The 23789-nt window shown below is 45.9% G+C and carries 21 protein-coding genes; 15 read left to right on the top strand and 6 right to left on the bottom strand.

What is annotated here, in order from left to right; translation table 11 throughout:
* Positions 1–59 precede the first annotated feature (59 nt).
* The 3 genes from treP to treR all read left to right on the top strand — a co-directional run bounded on the left by treP (position 60) and on the right by treR (position 4297).
* Complete coding sequence (gene treP, locus QP775_RS13725) at positions 60–1496, top strand: PTS system trehalose-specific EIIBC component (RefSeq protein WP_285106782.1); 1437 nt, start codon at positions 60–62, stop codon at positions 1494–1496.
* Between the two features lie 323 nt (positions 1497–1819).
* Positions 1820–3511: an alpha,alpha-phosphotrehalase gene (treC, locus tag QP775_RS13730; protein WP_285107276.1), complete on the top strand. Its 1692-nt coding sequence runs from the start codon at positions 1820–1822 to the stop codon at positions 3509–3511.
* Between the two features lie 54 nt (positions 3512–3565).
* Entirely contained in the window at positions 3566–4297 is a 732-nt protein-coding gene (gene treR, locus QP775_RS13735; RefSeq protein WP_285106785.1) for a trehalose operon repressor, read from the top strand.
* Between the two features lie 185 nt (positions 4298–4482).
* Here treR and QP775_RS13740 read toward each other — a convergent pair whose 3' ends face one another.
* Positions 4483–5109, bottom strand: a complete 627-nt coding sequence (locus tag QP775_RS13740; RefSeq protein ID WP_239330344.1) for a nitroreductase family protein — start codon at positions 5107–5109, stop codon at positions 4483–4485.
* A gap of 240 nt (positions 5110–5349) precedes the next feature.
* On the opposite strand from QP775_RS13740, the gene QP775_RS13745 reads away from it, so the two are divergent.
* Both QP775_RS13745 and QP775_RS13750 read left to right on the top strand, forming a co-directional pair.
* Positions 5350–6744, top strand: coding sequence for a TraB/GumN family protein (locus QP775_RS13745; RefSeq protein ID WP_285106787.1), 1395 nt, complete (start codon positions 5350–5352; stop codon positions 6742–6744).
* Between the two features lie 149 nt (positions 6745–6893).
* The gene (locus tag QP775_RS13750) at positions 6894–7796 is read left to right on the top strand and encodes a hypothetical protein (protein ID WP_239330341.1); all 903 of its coding nucleotides are present in this window, start codon (positions 6894–6896) and stop codon (positions 7794–7796) included.
* An 85-nt stretch (positions 7797–7881) separates the two neighbouring features.
* Here the strand turns inward: QP775_RS13750 and QP775_RS13755 are convergent, their stop codons facing one another.
* From QP775_RS13755 to QP775_RS13770, 4 genes are all read right to left on the bottom strand, one after another.
* Positions 7882–8364 (bottom strand): MarR family winged helix-turn-helix transcriptional regulator, encoded by a 483-nt coding sequence (locus QP775_RS13755; protein WP_285106790.1) that lies wholly within the window; start codon positions 8362–8364, stop codon positions 7882–7884.
* A 12-nt stretch (positions 8365–8376) separates the two neighbouring features.
* Positions 8377–8853: a glutathione peroxidase gene (locus tag QP775_RS13760; protein ID WP_285106792.1), complete on the bottom strand. Its 477-nt coding sequence runs from the start codon at positions 8851–8853 to the stop codon at positions 8377–8379.
* A 146-nt stretch (positions 8854–8999) separates the two neighbouring features.
* Positions 9000–9725 carry a TraX family protein gene (locus tag QP775_RS13765; RefSeq protein WP_239330339.1) on the bottom strand — a complete coding sequence of 242 codons (726 nt, stop codon included), beginning with the start codon at positions 9723–9725 and terminating at the stop codon, positions 9000–9002.
* Between the two features lie 138 nt (positions 9726–9863).
* The gene (locus QP775_RS13770) at positions 9864–10451 is read right to left on the bottom strand and encodes a class I SAM-dependent methyltransferase (protein WP_285107278.1); all 588 of its coding nucleotides are present in this window, start codon (positions 10449–10451) and stop codon (positions 9864–9866) included.
* A gap of 259 nt (positions 10452–10710) precedes the next feature.
* On the opposite strand from QP775_RS13770, the gene QP775_RS13775 reads away from it, so the two are divergent.
* The 8 genes from QP775_RS13775 to asnA all read left to right on the top strand — a co-directional run bounded on the left by QP775_RS13775 (position 10711) and on the right by asnA (position 21174).
* Positions 10711–11499 (top strand): SDR family oxidoreductase, encoded by a 789-nt coding sequence (locus QP775_RS13775; protein WP_285107281.1) that lies wholly within the window; start codon positions 10711–10713, stop codon positions 11497–11499.
* A gap of 297 nt (positions 11500–11796) precedes the next feature.
* Positions 11797–13929, top strand: a complete 2133-nt coding sequence (locus tag QP775_RS13780; protein WP_285106796.1) for a DNA topoisomerase III — start codon at positions 11797–11799, stop codon at positions 13927–13929.
* Between the two features lie 37 nt (positions 13930–13966).
* Complete coding sequence (locus tag QP775_RS13785) at positions 13967–14953, top strand: D-2-hydroxyacid dehydrogenase (protein WP_285106798.1); 987 nt, start codon at positions 13967–13969, stop codon at positions 14951–14953.
* A 661-nt stretch (positions 14954–15614) separates the two neighbouring features.
* Positions 15615–16475, top strand: a complete 861-nt coding sequence (locus QP775_RS13790; protein ID WP_239330335.1) for a polysaccharide deacetylase family protein — start codon at positions 15615–15617, stop codon at positions 16473–16475.
* A gap of 30 nt (positions 16476–16505) precedes the next feature.
* Entirely contained in the window at positions 16506–17198 is a 693-nt protein-coding gene (locus QP775_RS13795) for a YkyA family protein (RefSeq protein ID WP_285107283.1), read from the top strand.
* Between the two features lie 307 nt (positions 17199–17505).
* Positions 17506–18150 (top strand): response regulator, encoded by a 645-nt coding sequence (locus QP775_RS13800; protein ID WP_239330334.1) that lies wholly within the window; start codon positions 17506–17508, stop codon positions 18148–18150.
* 38 nt (positions 18151–18188) lie between these two features.
* On the top strand, positions 18189–20039 hold the full coding sequence (locus QP775_RS13805; protein WP_285106801.1) for a sensor histidine kinase: 1851 nt from the start codon (positions 18189–18191) through the stop codon (positions 20037–20039).
* 106 nt (positions 20040–20145) lie between these two features.
* Positions 20146–21174 carry an aspartate--ammonia ligase gene (asnA, locus tag QP775_RS13810; RefSeq protein ID WP_239330329.1) on the top strand — a complete coding sequence of 343 codons (1029 nt, stop codon included), beginning with the start codon at positions 20146–20148 and terminating at the stop codon, positions 21172–21174.
* Positions 21175–21384: 210 nt separating this feature from the next.
* Here asnA and QP775_RS13815 read toward each other — a convergent pair whose 3' ends face one another.
* Complete coding sequence (locus QP775_RS13815; protein ID WP_239330327.1) at positions 21385–21594, bottom strand: hypothetical protein; 210 nt, start codon at positions 21592–21594, stop codon at positions 21385–21387.
* Between the two features lie 304 nt (positions 21595–21898).
* Between QP775_RS13815 and QP775_RS13820 the strand changes: the two genes are divergently transcribed.
* Complete coding sequence (locus QP775_RS13820; protein WP_285106804.1) at positions 21899–22891, top strand: ROK family protein; 993 nt, start codon at positions 21899–21901, stop codon at positions 22889–22891.
* Positions 22892–22932: 41 nt separating this feature from the next.
* Entirely contained in the window at positions 22933–23607 is a 675-nt protein-coding gene (locus tag QP775_RS13825) for a bifunctional 4-hydroxy-2-oxoglutarate aldolase/2-dehydro-3-deoxy-phosphogluconate aldolase (protein WP_285106806.1), read from the top strand.
* The last annotated feature ends 182 nt before the right edge of the window (positions 23608–23789 follow it).

The raw sequence follows: 23789 nt of genomic DNA on the forward strand, positions 1-23789 counted from the left end.
TGTAAGCGGTAACAGCTAGCTGTTGCTACAAGCGGGGAATGGAAGAGGAGATGACATCAATGGGGAAAAATTACCGTGAGACGGCTGAGCAAGTCATAGAGTATCTTGGTGGCAAAGACAACATTGAACAAGCCGCGCATTGCGTGACACGGCTGCGTATTGCACTTAAAGACGAGTCGCAGGTTCAATTGGAACAGTTGCAATCGGTTTCACTGGTGAAGGGTGCGTTTATGAATGCCGGCGTATTCCAAGTCGTGATTGGACCTGTCGAAGTGGAACGTGTGTATGCGGAATTAATCGCACTTACACAGATGAAGTCAGCGACAGTAGCAGACGTGAAAGAAATGGGATCAAAGAAGCTGAACCCGCTCCAGAAGCTAGTCAAGATATTCTCTGATGTGTTTATGCCTATTTTACCGGCCATTATTACCGCAGGTCTCCTGATGGGGCTAAACAACTTGATTGGTGCCAAGGATCTCTTCTTTGCAGGTAAGAACCTGCTTGAAGTGTATCCGAATTTACAAGGGGTATGGGACCTCATTAATATGATGGCGAACACGTCATTTGTATTTTTGCCGGCTTTGGTCGGATGGTCGGCAACCAAACGGTTTGGCGGCAGCGAGATTCTTGGTATCGTACTTGGACTGCTGCTAGTTCATCCCGATTTGCTTAATGCATGGAACTATGGTCAAGCAGCAGCAGGTCTAGATGGAGCTAAATTGCCCTATTTTGATATTTTAGGATGGTTTTCTATTGAAAAAGTAGGTTACCAAGGACAAATCTTGCCGATCTTAGTGGCGGCTTATGTATTAAGCAAAGTAGAACAATGGTTAAAGAAACGTGTACCAAGTGCGATTCAACTGCTTGTCGTACCGATTACCTCAATTGTTGTTACAGGTGTACTCGCCCTCGGCATTATCGGTCCTGTAACAAGACATATCGGTAACTTGCTCGCGGACGGAATCGTATACGTATTTGATTTTGCTCCGGTATTAGGCGCATTGTTGTTCGGTGCTCTTTATGCGCCGTTAGTAATAACGGGAATGCATCACATGTTTATCGCGATTGACCTTCAGTTGATCACACAGAATGGCGGCACATTTATTTGGCCGATGATTGCCCTTTCTAATATTGCACAAGGCAGCGCAGCACTGGCAATGTTCTGGATCTCGAAGAAGCAGAATGACAAGAGCATGGCGTCGACGTCTGCTTTGTCCGCCTACTTCGGCATCACGGAGCCAGCGATGTTTGGGGTCAACTTGTCGAATAAATATCCGTTTTATGCGGCGATTATCGGATCGGCGACAGCCGCCATATTTATTACGCTCAATGACGTACTGGCGCCTGCAATTGGGGTTGGCGGACTGCCGGCATTTATCTCAATTATGCCAAATTCCATGGCCAGCTTCTTTGTCGGCATGGTGATTGCCGTTGTTATCCCAGTCGTAATGACCTTTGTACTGTCACGTTCCAAACGTTTAAACAATAAGGCATAATACACGTTCTGTTTCATTATAGGCTGTCCCGAAAGTGTCGCAGGACATGAGGGATAGCCCCTTTTGTTAGAGGGATAGTGGTACAAGTGGGTGCATGTCAGTTGATCAACGCTTAATTGCGTTATAGGAATATAGACTTGAACCGTTATGACTTGAACATCACCAAATATAGATAAGGTCGGAACGTGAGGGAAACCTCATCGTCTTCGATAAATGGATAAGTATAGAGATAGGAGTGACCGGATATGGACTGCACGCAGAGCGAGAAACAACAATTGTCAACGGACCGTGTAACAGGTTCTGATCATAAGGAAGCGTGGGCGATGGATGAATGGCGCAAGTCGGTTGTGTATCAAATCTACCCTAAGAGTTTTAAGAGCAGCAACGGACAAGCGACGGGCGATTTAAACGGGGTGACAATGAAGCTTGACTACTTAAAGCAGCTTGGCGTGGATTATATCTGGCTTACGCCGATATACAAGTCGCCGCAGCGGGACAACGGATATGATGTCAGCGACTACTTCGCGATTGATGAGAGCTATGGCACGATGGCCGATTTTGAACGTTTGGTGGCAGAGGCGGAGCAGCGTGGTATTCGAATTATGCTTGATATTGTAGTGAATCACACTTCTACGGATCACCATTGGTTCCGTGAGGCGATTAAAGATCAGGCGGGGCCTTATCGCGAGTACTACATCTGGCAGGATGAGCCCAACCAATGGCAGTCCAAGTTCGGCGGCTCGGCATGGGCACATGACGAAGTCTCGGGTCAGCATTATTTGCATTTGTTTGATACCTCACAAGCCGACTTAAACTGGGAAAATAAAGAGCTTCGCCGTGATGTGTATGAGATGATGCGCTTTTGGGTGAAGAAGGGTGTGACGGGCTTCCGGCTGGACGTTATTAATCTTATCTCCAAAGATCAGGCATTTCCAGATGACATCGGCTCAGATGGAACGGTTGGAGATGGGCGCAAATATTATACAGATGGACCACGCGTGCACGAATATTTACAGGAAATGAACCGTGAGGTGTTTGCCGGCAAGGACCTATTAACGGTCGGAGAGATGTCCTCCACGTCGATAGATAGCTGCATCAAATACTCAAGCCCTGTGCGCGGTGAACTCTCTATGACGTTCAGCTTCCATCATTTAAAGGTGGATTACCCAAATGGAGAGAAGTGGTCGCAGGCAGAGTTTGACTTTGAGCAATTAAAGCAGATTATGTCCGAGTGGCAGGAAGGCATGTATGCAGGCGGAGGTTGGAACGCGCTGTTCTGGTGCAATCATGACCAGCCGCGCATCGTATCCCGCTTTGGGGACGATGGTGAATACCGAGAGCTGTCAGCCAAGATGCTGGCTACTTCACTGCACATGCTTCAGGGCACACCTTATATTTATCAAGGTGAAGAGATTGGGATGACCAATCCGAAGTTTGAATGTATTGAAGATTATCGTGACGTGGAGACGTTGAATATATTCGATCTGAAACGTAAAGAAGGGATGCCGCTTCATGAACTGATGGCCGCCATTCAGCAGAAGTCGCGTGACAACTCTCGTACCCCCATGCAATGGGACGATTCGGAGTATGCTGGTTTCTCTGATCACGAGCCGTGGATTCAAGCAGCGTCGAATTATAAAGATGTAAACGCAAAGAACGCGCTCTTACGGCCTGATTCTGTCTTTTATTACTATCAGAAGCTCATTCAGCTGCGTCACGAGATGCCTGTCATTACGATGGGGAGATACGAACGTTTGGACCAGAACGACAAGCAAGTATGGGCATATGCAAGAGTGATGGAGCACGAAGCGCTGATCGTGCTTAACAATTACTACGGCAAGTCGGTTTCTTTTACACTGGATGAAAAGGTGAAGGACTTGTATGTTGGTTGGGGCTGCGAAATGCTGCTGAGCAATTACGAACATGCGGATACAGCACCAGGAGAAGAGGCTTCATGCTTAGGACAAATAAATTTAAGACCTTATGAATCCGTTGTGTATTATCTTAAAAAATAACGGGGCAGATGATTCGGACGGCAGGAGTATGATACGATAGTTCCAACCAGAACGTTGGCAGGAACGAGGGATGACGTCGTGAGCAAGTACGAACATATTATGGATGAAATTATTCAACATATCGAGAATGGAAAGTGGAAAGATGGTGTCAAGATTCCATCGGAGACAGAATTGATGGAGAGCTACGCGGCGAGTCGCGGTACGGTGCGCAAAGCCGTGGATTTGCTTCAGGAGCGCGGCTACGTCCAGAAGATACACGGCAAAGGTGTGTATGTCACCCGCAAGAAAAATATCGAGCTTAGCTTTGGCGGAATTGTCAGCTTCAAGGAAGCGAATGAACGGTTAAAGCGCGGCTTTACGACTCATGTAAAAGAGATATTACATCTTAAGGCAGATCGGGAGACAGCCAAGCGGCTTGGCGTGAAGTCAAAGACAGATCTGCATTTGATCAAGCGAGTCAGACGGACGGAAAATGAGAATGTCATACTAGACATCAATTATTTTGTGACCGATATGATAAGCGGGCTGACCAAAGAGATTGCGGAAGACTCCATTTATGCATACATTGAACAGCAGCTTCGGTTGCAGATCAGCTATGCGCATCGTGTCATAGAGGTTCAGCCGTGTGGGGACGACGATCGCAGATATCTGGATTTGAATGGCACAGACTATGTTGTAGTCGTCAAAAATTTTACGTATTTATATGATGGCACACAGTTTGAATATACGGAATCACGACATCGTCTGGACAAGTTCTACTTTTCCGATGTGGCACGCAGAATGTAAGCTTTGGTTTCCCAGAAGAGCAGCCTAGATTCACTTCTTAAGGCATGAACTAATCGACCTTCCTAGCCCAATAGCATACTGCTGCATAAAAGGCTGCCCGCAATTTATTCATGAAGAATGAACTGCGGGCAGCCTTTATGAATTACAGATCGATCAGCTTACTTATAACTGTGATCCTGGTGGGCTCAGAAAGCATTATAGCTGACATACTCCCCAACGGGTTTGCGGTATCCACGTGGTCTGCGGCTGGAGGTATCTTCTTTACCAATTGTAATCAACATGACGGGCACATGGGTATCCGGCACACTCAGAATGGAACGCATGAGCTCAGGATCAAAGCCAATCATCGGGCAAGTATCCCAGCCTTTGTCCTTGGCAATGAGCATTAGCTGCATGGCTGACAGACTTGCATTACGAATAGCGTCTTCGCGTTGGAATGCTTCGCCTCTTTGCTCATAGAATTGCGTCGTGCTCTCTACGTTCATATCGTACTCTTGTTTCGTCCATATCCCAAGGTGCAGCATGCCTTCATAAATGCTGGCAGCCTGCTTGTGCGCTTGCGTGTCCCCGAGCACAAGTATAGCGGCCGAAGCCGTTTTGACTTTATATTGTTTGTTGGCAGCTTCATATATTTGATCCAGCTTCTCGCGGTCTGTAACAGCAATGTAACGTGTGTGCTGCAGATTAAAGGCAGAAGGTGCATACTTGGTTAATGAAAAGATGTCTTCAAAATCCTGCCTGTTAATTTCAACATCAGTCTTAAATTTATTCGCGGAACGACGATCTTTAACAATAGTTTCAAATGTATGCATGGGGTTGGCTCCTTAGTATGTATATTTTCGGTTACAATTAATAGATTAGTTCCAGTGTATCATATAAACTATATAAAAGTAAGTAGTTAAGATAAATTCACTAAGTTATCACATAGAATGGAAATTGATATTCATAATTAGGGGAATCCTTCCTTACGAATCTTGTATTATTAAATAGATTTAGGCTATAATCGGGAAGGTGTTTTAAATTACATATATTCTATCGAGAGGGGAATATTGGTGAAGACTAGCAAATGGAATATGTTGAAGCGTAGTGTGGCTAGTGGCTTAATTGCCTTGGTCGCTATGTTGGGTGTCGTCGTACCCGTACAAGCAAATGAGGCGTCTGCTTCTGTACCACAAATTAGCCCGTGGTCGATCAAAGTTTTAAATGAAGGGGAAAAGTATGGCATATTCCCACTAACGTGGTACTATGACGGCACTTTCCAGAAACCAATCACACAAGACAAGTTTCAATCTCTTATAACAGCGACATCTACCAAGCTGGATGCACTGGCACTAAAGAAAAAAAATACTTTTGCTGCACCTCATGTTACTGGCATGATTACTAGAGAAACGGTCATGACTTCCGTGTACAGTGTGTTGGCACAGTACGAATGGCCTGAAACATTGGAAATTGATAAATATGAGCCGATCGCTTATTTGCAGACGAAAGGCATTATTAACGGTACAGGTAAAGGGCTTGATCTGAATAAGCCAAGCACGGTCGAGCAGGCGGCTGTTATGGCCAGCCGACTTGTTGAATATGCTTATGATGCTGTCGGAGGCGGGTCAAAAGGACTGCTGTGGAAAGCAACAAAAGGAAATAATACAATGTATTTGCTAGGCTCGATTCACTTGGGTGACCCTGTTATGTATCCGATGCAAAAGAGTGTTAGAGATGCATTTAAACAGTCGGACTCCCTGTGGGTAGAGGTGGATCTGCAAGGCAATCCAGATGCAATGGCTGAATTCAGCCAATTGATGTTTTATACGGACGGCACAAAGCTGAGTGAGCATATCTCGAAGGAAACTTACGAGAAGCTGCAGAAGGCGCTCGACAAATTAAACGTGTCAAAAGATGCATTTGATTCTTTCAAGCCATGGGCGATCTCCAATAATCTCTCTATGTCCATGATGACAGGATCTTCTGACGAGATGGTGCAGGCGGCAGCACTAGGAATCGATATGTACTTTACTTCGTCAGCATTATTGACGGGCAAGCCGATTCATGAGCTTGAAGGATTGAAGCTGCAGGGCGATCTCTTTAACAACGTGCCGGCTGCTGTGCAAGAGAAAGAGTTAAATGATGCGTTGGATCAGATTCTAACCCCGACTGAGAAATCGAACGAAGTGTTAGAAGCGTTTAAGGGATGGCAGAAGCAATGGGCGAAAGCTGAACTTGAGCAATTTACGAAGTCTTTCACTAGCTCGGAAGATATGGTACAAAGCGAACAGGCTCAGCGATTATTCGGGGAACGCGATAAAAATATGGCGAAAAAGCTGATGGAACTGCTGGACAAGGAAGGCTCTTCCACTCATTTTGTAGTTGTCGGCGCAGGCCATTTTGTTATTAAGGATATGATTATTGATCAATTAAAGGCAAAAGGTTACGATGTTCAGTTCGTGAAATAACACCAGCAAGCAAGAGAGGCAGCTCTACGTTATCCATGATGACGAGGAGCTGCCTCTCTTTTTATGTTCATCCCATTTAGAAAGTTATAGGTTGTATAGGTTTAGGGAATAGTATTAAATTGGTAATAAGAGAAAAGGAGGCAAAACTTATGACAACGTGGTCATCAGAGCAGGCGAAAAGTGCAGTTTTATTTCTAAAGCAGGAAGCACGACCGTTAGAAAGAGTGCTGTATGAGTGGGAGTTTGAAGCGGGTTCGGTTGAGGCGGTTATCGAGCAGTTGGCTTTATTTCAAAATAAAGATCGCGGGTTCGGCAAAGCACTCGAACCGGATATTCGAATGAACAATTCATCGGTTATTGCAACCACTGTAGCGCTGCAAACGATGTCATATGTGAACTTGCCCGTAGAGCATCCACTAGCAGCTGATGCGATTACCTATTTGCTGGATGCTTACCAGACAGGCAAGCAAGGCTGGAACATCGTACCAGACGAGGTAGACGAGCATCCGCGCGCACCGTGGTGGGATTATCGCGATATCTACGACGGGTGGGGCAATCCGAACCTTGAGATTGTCGGTTACCTTTATGAATACCCTCACGTTGCGATGGAGTTCAGGGAGAAGATTACCGAGCATGCCGTACAATATTTGTTGGATCGTTCACCATTGAACGAATTCCATGAGCTGTTGTGTACATTGCGTATGGCTGCTCGATTGCCGCAGGAGGAACTGGAACACATTCGTCCACAGATCGAAACGATGGTCCAGCAATGTGTCGTTGTAGATCCTGAGGCCTGGAACGGATACTGCCTCACACCGCTGCAAGTTGCCGACAGCCCAGATTCTCCGTACTATGAACAATTCGCAGCTATACTTCCAACGAATCTGGAGTTTCTGATTCGGCAGCAGCAGCCGGATGGAGCTTGGCACCCAGCATGGTCATGGGGGCAATACGAATCGGAATGGCCGCAAGCGAAGCGGGAATGGCAGGGCGTTCTGACGCTTCAAGCGCTCCGCACCCTGCGGGCTTATGGACTATTGGCACTACAATAGAAGAACGTCCGACGATTGCATGGGTCGTCGGACGTTCTAGTTATGACTGTAGAGCTAGCCAACGATGTATCTCGGGCAGACCGTGCTAGTCTTGGCGCAGGTTGGCCTGATGCAGGTGAGCGAGCAGTTCCTTCATGTCAGCGAACAGCCGCTCGAGTACATCTGCTGACTGACCTGCATGGCTGTACAGCTCGCTTGGTATACAGCGGGCTTCCTCCTTGAGCGATTGGCCGCGCATCGTTAACGTAATGATCACTTTGCGTTCATCTGCCGGATCACGCTGTCGGTTCAACAAGCTCTGCGTTTCCATACGCTTGAGGAGTGGTGTCAGCGTGCCAGAGTCGAGATAGAGACGCTGTCCCAACTCTTTGACGGTTATTCCATTTTGCTCCCACAAGACAAGCAGGGTCAAATATTGCGGATAAGTTAGATCGAGCTTCTCCAGCAGGGGACGATATAACTTGGTCATTTCCCGTGAAGCGGAATAAATCATAAAGCACAGCTGGTTATCAAGTGCTAATTGTTCATCCGTAGCTGCCGTAAGCTTCTTCTGTGTAAACTCGCGCATGATGAGTACTCCTTACAGCAGCTTCTCGATATCCTTTGCCAGCTTCGAGGGATTAGTCTGTGGCGCATAACGATCTACAACTTCACCACTGCGGTTGATCAAGAACTTTGTAAAGTTCCACTTGATATCGGAACCGAGCAGACCTTTCTTTGCTTGTGTCATATGCGTAAACAAAGGAGAAGCTTGTTCCCCTTTTACATCCACCTTGCCATACATCGGGAAGTTAACCCCAAAATTCAGTTGACAGAACTCCATCGTTTCTTCCATATTATCGAATTCTTGATTGTTAAATTGATCGCAAGGGAAGCCTAAGACAACAAGACCTTGATCTTGATACTGCTCGTAGAGTGCTTGTAATTCGGTAAATTGTGGGGTAAATCCACACTTGCTGGCCGTGTTGACGATTAACAACACTTTTCCGTTGTAATCATTCATGGATTGCACTTCGCCATTTGGCTTATTGACTTGAATATCATAAATAGTAGACAAGATAACCCTCTCCTTTTGTTATAAAAATAGGAATGAATCCCTGATTGCGTTTATTATACATATAAATCGTTCATAATTCAATTGTGCACAATTTAATTATCCGTGCGAGGGGTTCTATTCGAATCCACCTCGGATAAGATAATATTTCAGCTCAATAGGGCGTAACTAATCCCATAAAGGAGCCAGATGTGCACGGGATAGATGACGTAGAACATATATTTACTCCAACGAGCCTGATACCCACGTTCTCCATTGTATAAAGCAAAGAGTATGGCTGCCCCGCACATCATCCACTGGTAGTTAACATACAGGAGATTATCCCATGTGAATACCTCAACCCAAGGCAATACAGTCAGGTCGAGTCCGATGTTGATCGTGAGGATAGTTAGAGTGTATGCAGCGATAAGCGAATGCTTCTGGTCACGGAAAGCATAGAAAATAAATACGCTTGCAACACCAAGTAAAGAGGCTTCCGTCATCAATCCTCCGATTGAAGACAATAGCACAAAGATACCTCCGAGTTCCGTTCGACCACTTGTTTTTGTCCATTCTAGTGCGGTGAGCTGAAGGAGAGCAAAGGCAAGTGATAAAAAAATATTGTTGAAGATTGGATACTCCGGATTCGGAAACAGGCTCATGAGAAGCTGACTTCCAATCGCCATCCCGACTGCAGCCGTTAACATTCTGCTGATGTAACGTTTACGGCTGCTTGTCTTATAGAATCCCTCGACAACAAGATAGAAGAAAATCGGTGCCACGATACGCCCAATCCAATTCATCCATACGGGCATTCCCGGTATGAATTGATGAATATGATCTACGATCATAAGCAGCAGTCCGATTATTTTTAAGTGGAAGCTGTTTAATCGCATTCGCTGAAGCTCCTTTGCTGCGGCTGCCGCGCTCCACACAAGTGTGACCTGCGCACGAGCCCGATAGCCGTTCGTCTAGTACTCATCATAAAACGAATGATGACTGCGCTACAAGCAGCGACGTATAAGGATAGACCATTAACTTCGTTTGCGACAACAGTATACAAATGCGGGCGGGAAGTTCCACAGGACAAGCCGGATACTGTCCATGTCAAATCGTTCTGTAAGCATAGCTTTCATTTGGAGGGAGTACTGGAACGTAATAAATAAGCCGTCAACGACAAGGGCCGCATCCACCTCGTCCAAAATTCGCTCGCGGAGCTCAGTTGTGAACATGGCAAATGGAAGACCGCTGATGACAGCATCTAGATGCTGCAAGCCTTCTCTTTGCATAATACGGGTAAGCTGAGTTGCATCTTCCTCGCATACGGCTTTGCTGTATTGCTGACATAAGGAAGTCCTCATATCTGTATCTTTTTCGAAAATGAGAGCCGCTTCCAGTTGGGGTTGTCTCATAATATGGCGAGTGATTACACCCGTCCCTGCGCCAAGTTCGGCCACCTTAGTCATGTTACTGCTAGTTAGGCAGGATGTCATCGCAGTTGCGAGTGCTTCCGAGCTAGGAATGAGACTGCCAATCTCATGAGGATGCCGTATAAATTTATAGAAAAAGGCGAGTGTGTCTCGCCACATGGGGCGTTTCTTCTGACCGCTGCCGCTCATCATTTTCAAACCGTTGCCCTCCAACTATAAGTGACCTGACTTGCTAGAGCTAGAATGGTGCATTAGCTTAGCTTGTCACGCCAACGAGCAACTCATTCGTTCTTTTGTACATAAGGTGGCGGTGAAAGGAGATGTGCTGGTCTGGAAAGGGATAGAGATGAAGGCAGACTGAAGATGGTGGCTCTATTTGTTATACTATCCTAAACTAGAAGCAGATATGGTTACAGCAATTTTCTCATTCGATTTGAAAGAGGTGCCTGTCATGGAATTGCAATTGCAAGGCAAGGTTGCTATCGTTCTGGCTTCCTCCAAGGGATTAGGATATGCGGCTGCTGAGGAGCTAGCCAGAGAAGGTGCATTGGTTACGCTAGTGGGCAGAAATGAAGCGGTATTGCATGAAGCAGAGGCCCGAATGCTGGCGCAAACGGGTAGCAAGCCTATTTTGATTCAGGGTGACATCACAAAAGCCGAGCATATTGAGCGTATCGTTGCTAGTACGATGGAGCAGCGTGGACGAATTGATATTTTGATCAATAACTGCGGCGGGCCGTCACCTGGCACGTTTGATCAACTCAGCGATGAGGCTTGGCAGCAAGGATTCGAGTTAACGCTGCTAAGTTATGTGCGTTCGATTCGAGCCGTTCTGCCATACATGCGCAAGCAGCAATTTGGACGGATCGTAAACATGACTTCGAGCACACATAAGCAGCCAATTGAATCCTTGATGCTGTCATCTACCTTCCGTGTAGGTGTGCTTGGATTAGCCAAGACGCTTGCGCCTGACTTGGCGCGGGATCAAATTCTGATCAACACAGTGGGGCCGGGCAGATACGCGACGGATCGTGTAATTCAACTGGATCGGCTGGCGGCAAATCATGAAGGTGTTGATCAATCATTTATTGAGGATCGGGAGAAAGCGTTAATCCCAATGGGACGTTATGGTCAACCAGAGGAAATGGGAAGATTGATTGCTTTTCTGGCTTCACCAACAAATAGTTATATGACGGGTCAAGCGTTCTTGGTAGATGGCGGAGCGGTACGTGCACTCTAAATTAGTGTTGAATCAGCATTTCCAGGCTTATCTGTATTTATTCTACCCAAGTAGTCATCAGGTGGGCGGTTCGCTCTACATGGTATAATGAGGGATACGGGCGTATTGGACGAATGCCTGTTTCTGGCCCTTGCTGTATGATGACAATGCCATCCAGATTAGATAGGGATAGGATGTGGGGCCGTGGACGTTCATGATAACAGCTGCGATAAGAATAATGCATTCACACGAATTAATGGATCGGAATTGTAATATAGGCAGCAAATACATCATGTGTGGGTAGTGGAAGGAGAACGTATGAAATCTTTAGTATTAGCAGAGAAGCCCTCGGTAGCACGCGAAATTGCAAGGGTACTCGGTTGCAGCACCAAGCATAAAAGTTATATCGAAGGTCCCGAGTACATTGTGACTTGGGCTCTTGGTCATCTGGTTGGTCTGGCTGAACCGGAGGATTATGATCGTAAATACCAGCAATGGAAGCTCGAAGATCTTCCGATGCTTCCTGAGCGAATGAAGCTGACCGTATTACGGGAATCGGCACATCAATATAAGGCTGTTCAACAGTTATGCAAGCGTGGAGACGTGAAGGAGTTAATCGTGGCTACTGATGCAGCCCGTGAAGGAGAACTGCTTGCGCGCTGGATCATGCAGATGGCGAAGTGGAACAAGCCGTTTAAGAGACTGTGGATCTCGTCCCAGACAGACAAAGCCATTCGCGAGGGATTCCGTAAATTAAAGCCGGGTACGGATTTTGATCGGCTGTATGAGTCTGCCCGCTGTAGAGCGGAAGCTGACTGGCTGATCGGACTAAATGTAACCCGGGCTCTTACCTGTAAGTTCGAGACACCATTGTCAGCTGGCCGTGTTCAGACCCCAACGCTTGGCATGCTGATGACACGCGAGCGTGAGATCGCGAACTTCAGCTCGCAGGAATACGATCTGCTTGTTGCGGATTGTGGTGGATTTGAAGCAATGTGGCGTGGAAGCAGCGGAGATGCCCGGATGTTTGACTTGGCAGAAGCGCAGCAGAAGCTTGCGCAATTATCAGGTAAGCAAGCGATTGTAAGGGAGATTAAGAAGACGAAGAAGCAGGAGCCGCATCCGCTTGCCTATGACTTGACTGAGCTGCAGCGTGATGCGAATCGCAAATATGGCTTCTCGGCGAAGCAAACCTCTAATGTGCTGCAGCGTCTGTATGAACAGCATAAAGTGGTCACCTATCCGCGCACAGACAGTCGATATCTCTCTTCCGATATGGTTGGAACGTTAAAGGATCGGCTTGAGGGGATGGCTGTCGGTCCATATGCTGCGTTAGCCAAGCAGTTAAAGCGGACGCAGCTTGTGGTTACTAAACGTATTGTGGATGACAGCAAAGTAACCGACCACCATGCGATTATTCCTACGGATGAGCCGCTCCGCTATTCACAGCTGACTAATGAAGAGCGCAAGCTGTATGATTTGATTGCCCGTCGATTCCTATCTTTGTTTATGTCACCTGTGGTGTATGAACAAGTGTCGTTGTCATTAGCTATTGGGAATGAGACTTTTACAGCCAAGGGACGTACGACGCTGGAGAGCGGCTGGCGCCAGGCATATGACAACGACTGGCAAGAAGAAGATGAGGATCAGGCTCATAAAGTGGAACAACGTGATCAAGAACGTCTGCCTCAGCTGCAGCAGAACGACAAGGTTCCCGTGAAACGTGTGTATGTGCAGCGTGATCGCACTAAGCCACCTGCCCGTTACACGGAGGCGACGCTATTAACACAGATGGAGAAGCATAGTTTGGGAACTCCCGCTACACGTGCGGACATTATCGAGAAGCTTATATCTAGTGATACGATTGAACGTGTTGGTAATCAGATGAAGCCGACAGGCAAAGGCAAGCAGTTGATTGAGCTGGTATCCTCGGAGCTGCGAACACCGGAATTGACGGCAAAGTGGGAACAGGAGCTTGAACGTATCGCCCGTGGTGATCGTCGATCGGGAGACTTTATGGCTCAAATTCGTCAGATGACCGAACAATTAGTTAGTGGCGTGAAGCAGAGTGAGGCAGAATATAAACCTCATAATTTAACGCACAGCCATTGTCCGGACTGTAATTCACGGCTCATGGAGCGCAAGACCAAACGAGGGAAAGTGCTCATTTGCTCTAACAAAGAGTGTGAATATAAGCGCTCAGCGGAGAAGCAGTTATCTAATCGACGGTGTCCAACCTGTCATAAGAAGATGGAAATTAAGCAAGGGAAGGCCGGCAAATTCTTTCAATGCTTGCCGTGTAATTTCGTGGAGAAATTGGATGCGAGCGGCGGAAAACTGCGTAAGCACGAGGAGCGTAAGCTTGTACAGCAATTCAGCAAACAGGAGTCGATTGGCTCTAACTTGGGCGACTTATTAAAGGCGGCTCTAGAAAAGCAACAATCGGAATAAGGATCAGGCGCTTGTTCTTAACGGAGGGAGGGACATCATGAATATTGTTATTCTAGATGGTTATACACTTAATCCCGGTGATCTGAGCTGGGAGAAGATTCGCTCAGCCGCGGCGGCAGGCGGATTGCCTCTTAATGAGGTTCGAATGGATGTATACGAGAGGACAGCTCTGGATCAAATTGTAGAACGAGCTAGTGAAGCGGATATCATTCTTACCAATAAGACAAGACTTGGTCGTACGGAATTTGCTCAATTGCCGAAGCTGCAATATATCGGTGTCTTGGCGACTGGCTATGATGTTGTGGATGTGCATGCTGCTGGGCAGCAAGGGATTGTAGTGACCAACGTGCCATCCTATGGTACAGATGCGGTTGCACAGTACGTGATGGCACTCCTGCTCTCCTGGTGCCATCGCATTGAACGGCATGACGATGCCGTTAAGCGTGGCCGCTGGTCGCGGCAGCCAGACTTCAGTTTCTGGCTCTCCCCGCAGGTGGAACTGGCGGGGAAGACATTTGGCATCATCGGCTTCGGTCGCATAGGGCAGCAAGTGTCCAGATTAGCGTATGCTTTTGGCATGCATGTGTTGGTTGCGACCAGACGCTCGCCAGATGTGATGCTGTTCCCGCATGTTGAGGCTGTATCCCAGGAGGAACTGCTCTATCGATCAGATTTCGTGTCGCTACACTGCCCATTAACTGCGGACACAAGGAAAATGGTAGACCGGCATTTCATTGCGCAGATGAAATCTTCCGCGGTATTGATTAATACGGCTCGTGGTGCACTTGTAAACGAAGCCGATCTGGCGCATGCGCTTCAGCAAGGGTTGTTAGCTGCTGCGTTGTTGGATGTATTGACAGAAGAACCACCTGCTGAAGGTCAGCTTTTGCTGCACCAGGAGAAAGCAGTCATCACTCCGCATATGGCATGGGCGGCACAGGATGCACGGCGCAGATTACTGCAGATTGCGGCTGACAATATTCAGGCCTACTTGGCTGGTAGTCCTATTAATACAGTTGGCTAGAAGTATTTGGCCGGGCATTCGGTTTTAAGAGGGGCTTGTCCGAAGCTTGCATGATTCAAAGTACAAAGCGGAACAGACTTCTATGAACATGTGATTGTTGTGAATACGTAGCACTTTCATTTCCTGGGATTTAATTGGATGTGGAGGTGCTTTTGTATGTTTTGGGGCATGAACGTGTAATTCAGATCATTTCCATTCACACTTTTGCTTGCATTACATACAACTAAAACAGCTTTTAAAATCGGGAGATCGACCACAGCATGCATCGGACGACATCTTCATTAGGCAGCGAATTTTCCTCATTTTCACAAAACGTTTACTTTTATTATCGCAACAAATGATTCGCAAATCTTGTATAACTTTGTATGTACCATTTTGTTTCGACAGCAAGAAGTCAGAACTAGGACTTCATTCCTGAGTAACAACCAAACCCTGCTCATATTTGACGCAAATTTATTTGGTGTGGAAATGATATCCTTGCATTTACAGTCATAAGCATATTTAGCTCTCCATTTAGTAACAACATTGTATCTCTTTTATTGTCGAATCTAGTGCTCTTGTAATGAATCTGTCATTACCATCTGGTAGAATTGCTATATAGTATATTGTCGAAAGCTATTTTTTAGTCGAAACAAAGTTTATAAAGGAAGTGAGCTGCAACATGGGAGGACGTAACGTCGTGTCGGTAGGCCGCCGACGTCAGCGAAGAAACAAGAAGTTAATAGGGCGCACCATTTTATTGTTTTTGATCATAGCGATAGGAGTCGGCATTTATTCGCTAGGTCAAAGTCTGTGGGGAACGACGGCTAACGCAGCTTCAGAGCAGAAGTCGACGGTTGTGACAGAGGTTGCGGTCATTGCAACGGCTGCAAAGGAGAAGCAATCACCTACTTTATATAATGGCTTGAAGCGTAAGGTTGCTTATTTGACATTTGATGATGGGCCGAACAGCCACACAGATGAGATTCTGGATGTGCTGAAGCAGAATAATATTAAGGCTACTTTCTTTATGCTCGGCGATAACATGCGAGAGAATCCGGATCAGGTTAAGCGTATGTATGAAGAAGGACACTATCCGGGACTGCATAGTATGACGCATAATTTTGCGAAGTTGTACAAGAGCGGCAGCAGCAAGAACTTTATCGATGAATTTACAGAAGCACAGGGCATTGTGAAGGAAATAACCGGCTTTAAGCCGATATTGATTCGTGCTCCTTATGGCAGTGCGCCACAGATAAAGGAAGATTTCCGTACTGATATTGCTAATGCTGGATTTAAGATGTGGGACTGGACGCTGGATACGTTGGACTGGAAATATGCGAACAATCCATCTGCAATTCTGGCGCAAGTGAAGGCGACATTGACGGAAGATACAGAAGTGATATTAATGCATGATCGGAAGCAGACGCTGAACCAATTGCAGCAAGTCATCGATTATATTCGTTCTGAAGGCTATGAATTTGAAGTGTACAACCCGAATGCTCATTTTGTATGCAATTTCCATAAAGATGAGCGTCTTTGATTGGGATAGGAGGGAACAAGTTTGACAGCTATGAAGAAGTTGGTCGGTACGACGGCTATGATGGTATCACTTATCGTTGCACTTGCAGGCTGCGGTACGGCACCGACACAACAGTTGTTCGATTCATTTGAGAAGGCATCGGCATTGGAAACGACAGTTCCTGCTTCATTTGAGCAATTAAAGCTGCTTGAAGCGAAGGATCAGAATCAATATGGTAATATTTTGACGAATGGTGCAGAGAACAACGTTAACGTGAAGACGCTTATTGATAATACGTCCAAGGCATTAGATGATCGTCAGAAAGCACTTGATGACGCAAAGCTGCAGTTGGATGAAGGTTACAAGGTGGCTTCGGGTTTTACGAAGTCGGCAGATAAGCTTAAGGATGACCAGTTGAAGAAGCAGGCGGACGAAGTAATCACGGCATATACGAAGCGGTATGATACATTCCAAACGCTTCATAAGCAGTATACGGATTTGATTGCAGCGGAGAAATCTGTGTATGAGGCGCTAAAGACATCGGATACAAACATCAAGTCTATTCAGGAATCGGTTGCAGCTCGCAACCAAGTGTTTCAGCAGGTAGAACAACTGAAGCAGCAATTTAACGATTTTACTAAGCAATTTAATGAGAAGAAGCAGAAGTTTTATACAGAAGCGGGTATTCAACCTACAGAAGTCATCTCTTCAGGAACAACGGAAGAGAAGGTGAATGAAGGGTGAATACCCTTCTTTTTTTATTGGAAGTTTGTGTAATTGGAAGGAGAGGCGTCCGATAAGCAAAAAAGAAATAATAATTATGCCGTTTAGGTCCTAAAACACTTGATTATATGCTTCTTTCCCTTGATAATACTTTTAATCCCTACTTTAACGTATTACTGTCACATACACCTCGCGATACACTTCTGAGACTTATCTTCAAGATACACACACCATGTTGCTTTATGTTGTTAGTTTATAGTTACTCATTTCCTACAAAACGAAAGTTTCACCGTTTTAACTATCACATTGCAAAGATGAGGAATGTGCAATGAACAACATTAAAGTACTGCTGTTAGAGGATGATCCGGCATGGGGAAGTGTACTACTCGCTCAATTGGACAAGGAAGTAGATATTCAGCTTATATCTGTGTGCTCATCCAGGGAAGCTGCGCTAGCGCTATACGCGCAAGAGCATGTTGATGTGATCTTAATGGACATGCAGTTAGATCCTAACAAGCTGGATAGTATGGATACAATTTTAGATCTTTATTACTATGACCGCAACGCTAAAATTATCGTATTATCAGGCTGCATCGAACCGGAACTTGTAGCCGAAGTATTCATCAATGGTGCTTACAATTATATCCTCAAGGACAACTATCTCGACATTCCACTAGCCATCCGTGAAGCTCATGGGAATCATTCAAGCATTCACGCATCGGCCTCGAACATTTTGCGGGAGCAGATGAGAAGGACTTACCGTGAAATCCTGATTAACAAGCTCAGTTTAGATGATAAAGATTTGCTGCAGTACTTTGATAGAGGACTAAACTTTTCAGAGATTGCAGACAAAAAAGTAATGGAGCTTCAGTCGGTTCGCAACAAGTTTCAACGAATCGCAAAGAAGTTAGGCTGGCGAACAAATAATTCCAAGAAACTGGTAGATAAGGCCAAGAAAATGGGGCTTTTCTAACCAAACGATGAATTGAAGATGGGGACGGAACGTAATTCATGAGATATCGAATTCACTGGCAGATCGTATTGCAGATTACAATCTCGCTGGTTGTGGCGTTTATTCTATTATTTTTATTTGTCTACCAGGTGGCAAGAACCACATATCTAGATTATGCGGTATCCAGCAAAAACAGCCAAGTAAGTTCCTTGGCAAGTAAGGTAGACAAGATTATTACTAAGAACATTACTATTGTGGAGCACTATGCAAGAAGCATAGAGTACTTGTATGATACCCCCGATCATCGTCAACGAATTGCAAATGTGACTCATAATTTAATGGAGGAGGAGAGTAACCACATTCAGGGTTATTGGTTCACCTACGACTCCTCCTATCGAGATCAAGGCCAAGGGGATATTAGATATACTAGAACTAGAAACAACACTATCGTACAAAATAACTCCAAAGACCTCATGAATCCCAACGATGCAGATACTTCTCAACCTGAGAATAAGGATCATCCAGATTATGATTTTTACTTCGGCGCCAAGCGAACCGGCAACACCTACATCACTTCACCCTATATTGATCCTTATATGTACACTCCTATGATTTCAGTCAGCAGTCCTGTATATGATAATCAGCAGCAATTGATGGGAGTTGCGGGAATGAATCTGATGCTGGATGAAGTGTATCAACTCGGTGCACAGTTAACAGAGCAGCAGCAAGGCTACACGTTGATTACACGGAAAGACGGCGGGGTGATTTATCATCGAGATGCCAAACTGACGATGAATTTAAATGTATATCAGAACTATGATGCTGACTTTGTTACGTTATACAAAGACATCATAGCTAATCAACTTAAACATAATCTAACACCGGTAAATAGAAACGGTATGTACTTTTTCTCTGCTCATATTCCTGCTGCTGATTGGTCGTTAATTGTTGCAGTTCCAGAACGGTTGATTGAGCGTAAACTTATTTATATTTTACTTGGATGTATTGCCACTGTGTTGTGTCTAATTGTGCTGTGCTACAAAATTGTTAGAACATGGGTCAGTAGATCGGTATCAAATCCATTATCTCAAATATTAGACGGCGTAGAAGCCGTATCCCAAGGGGACCTCACGCGGCGTATAACAGTGCAAGCCTCCAATGAAATCGGTCAACTGGCAATGCGTCTGAACGTTATGATCGAGAATTTGCGGACGAATCATCGTATGGAGGAGGAACTGAAGCGAGTAAGCTCCTTTCAGCTTATTGGACAGATGGCCTCCACGATGGGGAATGAAGTCCGGCACCCCTTGCACTCTATCCGACTTTTTCTTCATTTTTTAAGCTTGAAGCCGCAATATGCGGAGGATGCGCGTTATTTTCATATGATGATGGAAGAAGCCGAGCGCATGGATTCGATTTTGACCGAGTATTTGCTGCTTACGCAGGAGAAAGTGCCGGAGCTAAAGCGACAAAGCCTAAACTCGATTCTCTATCAGATGTATCCTTTGCTGCAGGCATTAGCTGCTGAATATGGCCAGATTGTACTTCTAGAGCTGCAGTCAGTGCCTGATCTTCAGTTGGATGTGGCGGAAATTAGAAAATTAATTCATCATTTGGTACGCAACAGCATCGAGGCGATGGACGAAGGGGGAACTGTTTTCATTCGTACGATGAAGACAGCTGACGGTGTGAACTTAATAATTGAGGATCAGGGAAGAGGGATCGAAGGCCACATTCTAGAACAGCTAGGCACTCCTTTCTTAACTACCAAGGAAAATGGCGCGGGACTGGGCCTTCCTATTTGCTTAAGTATCGTGAATCGACATGGAGCTAACTTGGAGGTGCAGTCGGGCAATCAGCATACGCGATTTAATGTGCGATTCCCGCTGCCTGATGGGTGCACGTGCTAAATGAACTGCATCATACTCAATAATTTGAGTATTTTTTTTTAATAGAGCAGCAATTAAGTTGATAATAATCAAGGATTCGCCAAAATGTGATAGAAGGAGTTGACCTATGAAAGCGTTAGAGAAGTCTCTCATTTTACTGGAAAGCTATGAGTCAACATTGAGTGACAGGGAGACCATTACCGCCATCAATACAGTAAAAAGATTGTTTGACTCCTTGTTTGCAGAGGCCTTGCAAGTAACGCTAGTCCCTTCACCGCTGTTTGTCCCTTCTTATACTGGCATTAATGATCAATTGAATGGAACGGAACAACCTGTTGCATTTACAGCACCGGATGTAGGAGACCAGCCGCTTGAACTTCTGCATTCTTTGGCGAAATGGAAACGTATGGCTTTGCAGCGATTAGGTTTTGCGCCGGGTGAAGGTTTATACACGGACATGAACGCGATTAGACGAGACGAGGTCGTGGATAGTTTGCATTCCATCTATGTCGACCAATGGGATTGGGAGAAAGTCATTACCGTGAAGGAGCGTAATCTCGACTTTCTTCAGGATACGGTTCGGCGTATTTACAATGTGCTGCAGACGATCGGCAAGGCGATAGCAGACGAATTTCCACAGCTGCATCTTGAGCTGCCAAAGGACATTTATTTTGTGACGACGCAGGAACTGGAGGATATGTATCCTGATTTTACTCCTAAACAACGTGAGGACGCCTATGCGAAAGAAAAGGGCGCTATCTTCGTAATGCAGATTGGAGGCATATTGAAGTCAGGCCTTAAGCATGACGGAAGGTCACCCGATTACGATGATTGGTCGCTTAACGGCGATATTATACTGTGGAATCCCCTCTTGGAGATCGCATTTGAAGTGTCTTCGATGGGAATTAGAGTGGATGCAGCTACCTTGAAGGCTCAATTGCTTGCAGCGGGATGTCCGGAACGTGCTGAACTTGCTTTTCACCGTGCACTGCTTGAAGGCCAGCTCCCCTATACAATCGGTGGTGGTATCGGCAAATCCCGCTTATGTATGTTTCTGTTGAATAAGGCCCATATCGGGGAGGTACAAGTATCGGTGTGGCCGCAGCATGTGATCGAGTCATGTGAGCAAGCTAATATTCATCTGCTGCCTGTATAGATCAAGCTGTACGGCAGAAGCAGCAGAGGACTTCGTATATGCGATGCGATAGGAGTATGAGCATCCTGTGTCTATCCTAGAGCAGGATGTTTTTTATTGCATCATGATAGGGAGTTGTATCTGTCATCTGCCAAAAACAGCCCCCTTCTCAGAAGGGAGCTGCAGGAATAAGCTATGCAGTTGGGAGCAGCTTGTCAGGGCAATAGACGATCAGCCCCACGTTTTTGCGACAATCTCGGCTATGATCATAAATACAACATAGGAGATAATGGCAGAAATAATATAGCTGATGCCACTCTTTACTCTTTGTTGAAATAAACGTACGACGCCTAAGCTTATTAAAGGACAAACGATGAGCAAGAAAAATAGCACCGTGACAAACAACTGTGGGCTAATGTCGCTAATATTGACGTAGGTCATACTTTCCACCTCTTGTATCGCAATCCAGAATGCAGGCGTATCGCCGCCTTTGTGGTGTGATGTAGATCACACCTGCGTATACACATTATTATAAACTTACAGCCAATCCTAGTGCTGCTTTTTTTTCGTCAATTTTGCGTCAATTTTTTGGATTAATAGTGACAATTCTGGAAGTGTGGAAGGAAGACACCGCTTTTTATTCAAACAAAATCAATTACATTTTCAATCAACAGCTAGTATGATAATGCTATAATATAGGTTATGTCATAAATCAATTAGAGTCGTTGTCTGAGGAGGAGAAATCATGCGTTATATGGTAGGCATGGATTTGGGCGGGACGAATATTGTATGTGGATTGGTGAACGAGCATTATGAGTTGGTTGAAAAAATAAAAGCACCTACAGAGGCTGCGCTTGGCAGTGAGCATGTTCTGACCAAGATGGCTAATATGATTGGGGAGCTGCTCGCGAAGGCGGGGGTAGATCGCCAAGATCTTATTGCGGTTGGCGCGGGTTGTCCGGGATTTATAGATCCGGTGCGTGGTGTAAGCGTATTCGCTTCTAACCTAAAGTGGAACAACGTTGAGGTGTCACGGATATTAGGAGATAAAGTTGGCGTTCCCGTATTTATCGATAATGACGTTCGTATGTATATATTTGGTGAGGCGATGAGTGGCGCAGGACGCGGTGCAAACGTAGTGCACGGCGTCACAATCGGTACAGGGCTTGCTTGTGCGACAGTGGTTAACGAGGAGCTTTATTACGGCGGCGACTTTATGGCAGGCGAGCTTGGTCATGTGGTCATTGATGGGGAAAAGACGCCATGTGGCTGTGGCTTGGTAGGCTGTCTAGAGACAGTTGTCTCAGCAACAGGGATCGTGCGACAAGCTCGTGAAGCGCTGGAAGCAGGCAAAGAAAGCTTGCTGCGTGCTGCATATGAGCAGGGAACGCTGTCAGCTGCTGACGTGTCAGCAGCGTATGATGAAGGGGATTTGCTCGCACAAGAAATAATGGAGCACACGGGGAAAGTGCTAGGCAGAGGGTTGGCCTATTCGATCACATTGTACAGTCCCGACGTAGTCGTCATTGGTGGCGGCGCATCGCTAGCTGGAGAACGTTTGCTTGCTTCTGTTCGTGAGACTTTAAAATCTTCGGTGTATCATGGCTATCTTGAGCGATTGACGATTCGTCAAGGGGAGCTTATAGATGATGGCGGCGTGATTGGCAGTGCGGCATTTGCGAAAAGTCGGGTAGAAAAATGGTCTGATGTGCCTTATGGGGACGCAACTCACGTCTAATCTCACGTCTAATCAAACATAAAGATGAAGGAGGGCCATTCATGTCCAGTCCTATACCTGAACAAAGCACTGATACAAATGGATCTGGCTATATAACGGAACGATTGTTAGCAGAGCGGATCGTGGCCATTTTTCGTGGTTATACCGGCGATCAGGCGGATGAAGCTGCTTCAGCATTAATAAGAGGCGGCATCCGACTATTGGAGGTGACGATGAATACGGAAGGCGCTCCAGCCATCATATACAGATGGAGGCAGCTTTATGAGGATAGAGCTTTTATAGGAGCCGGAACTGTGCTGGATGTAGAGATGGCGCGTGAAGCAATCTCAAGTGGTGCACAGTTTTTAATCTCACCTAACTTGGATGAAGCGGTGATCGAATATGCTTCAGCACGCGGGATAGATGTATGGCCGGGTGTGTTTACACCTACCGAGATGGTTCGTGCATGGAAGGCGGGTGCTAAGGCGCTGAAGCTATTTCCACTTGGTGCTCTCGGGCCTGAGTATATCCGTGAGGTGAGAGGCCCGCTTGCACATATTCCGATTCTGGCAACAGGAGGAATTGATCTTGGGAACGCAGCCTCTTATTGGGCAGCGGGAGCATCTGCGTTTGGCCTCGGTTCGAAGCTGGCGCGCGCCGATTATATTCACAATCGTCAGTTCGATAAGTTGGAGGATCACGCCAGGCATTGGGTACAGACGGTGCAGTCGTTTTAAGACGGTATGGCGATGGGATGCAGCAGTATTGCTTTCCTAAATAAGGGCTGCATAAAAGATAAAGTCACAGTGTAAAGTTGCATCAGAAATATTATGTTACATTAAATTCCATGTTACAATAGATGTGATATGTATGTGGGAATACAGTTTATCCCAGGTATAGTGACAGAGAGTAAGTACAG

It is taken from the genome of Paenibacillus sp. UMB4589-SE434, assembly GCF_030226685.1.
Taxonomy (GTDB): domain Bacteria; phylum Bacillota; class Bacilli; order Paenibacillales; family Paenibacillaceae; genus Paenibacillus_B.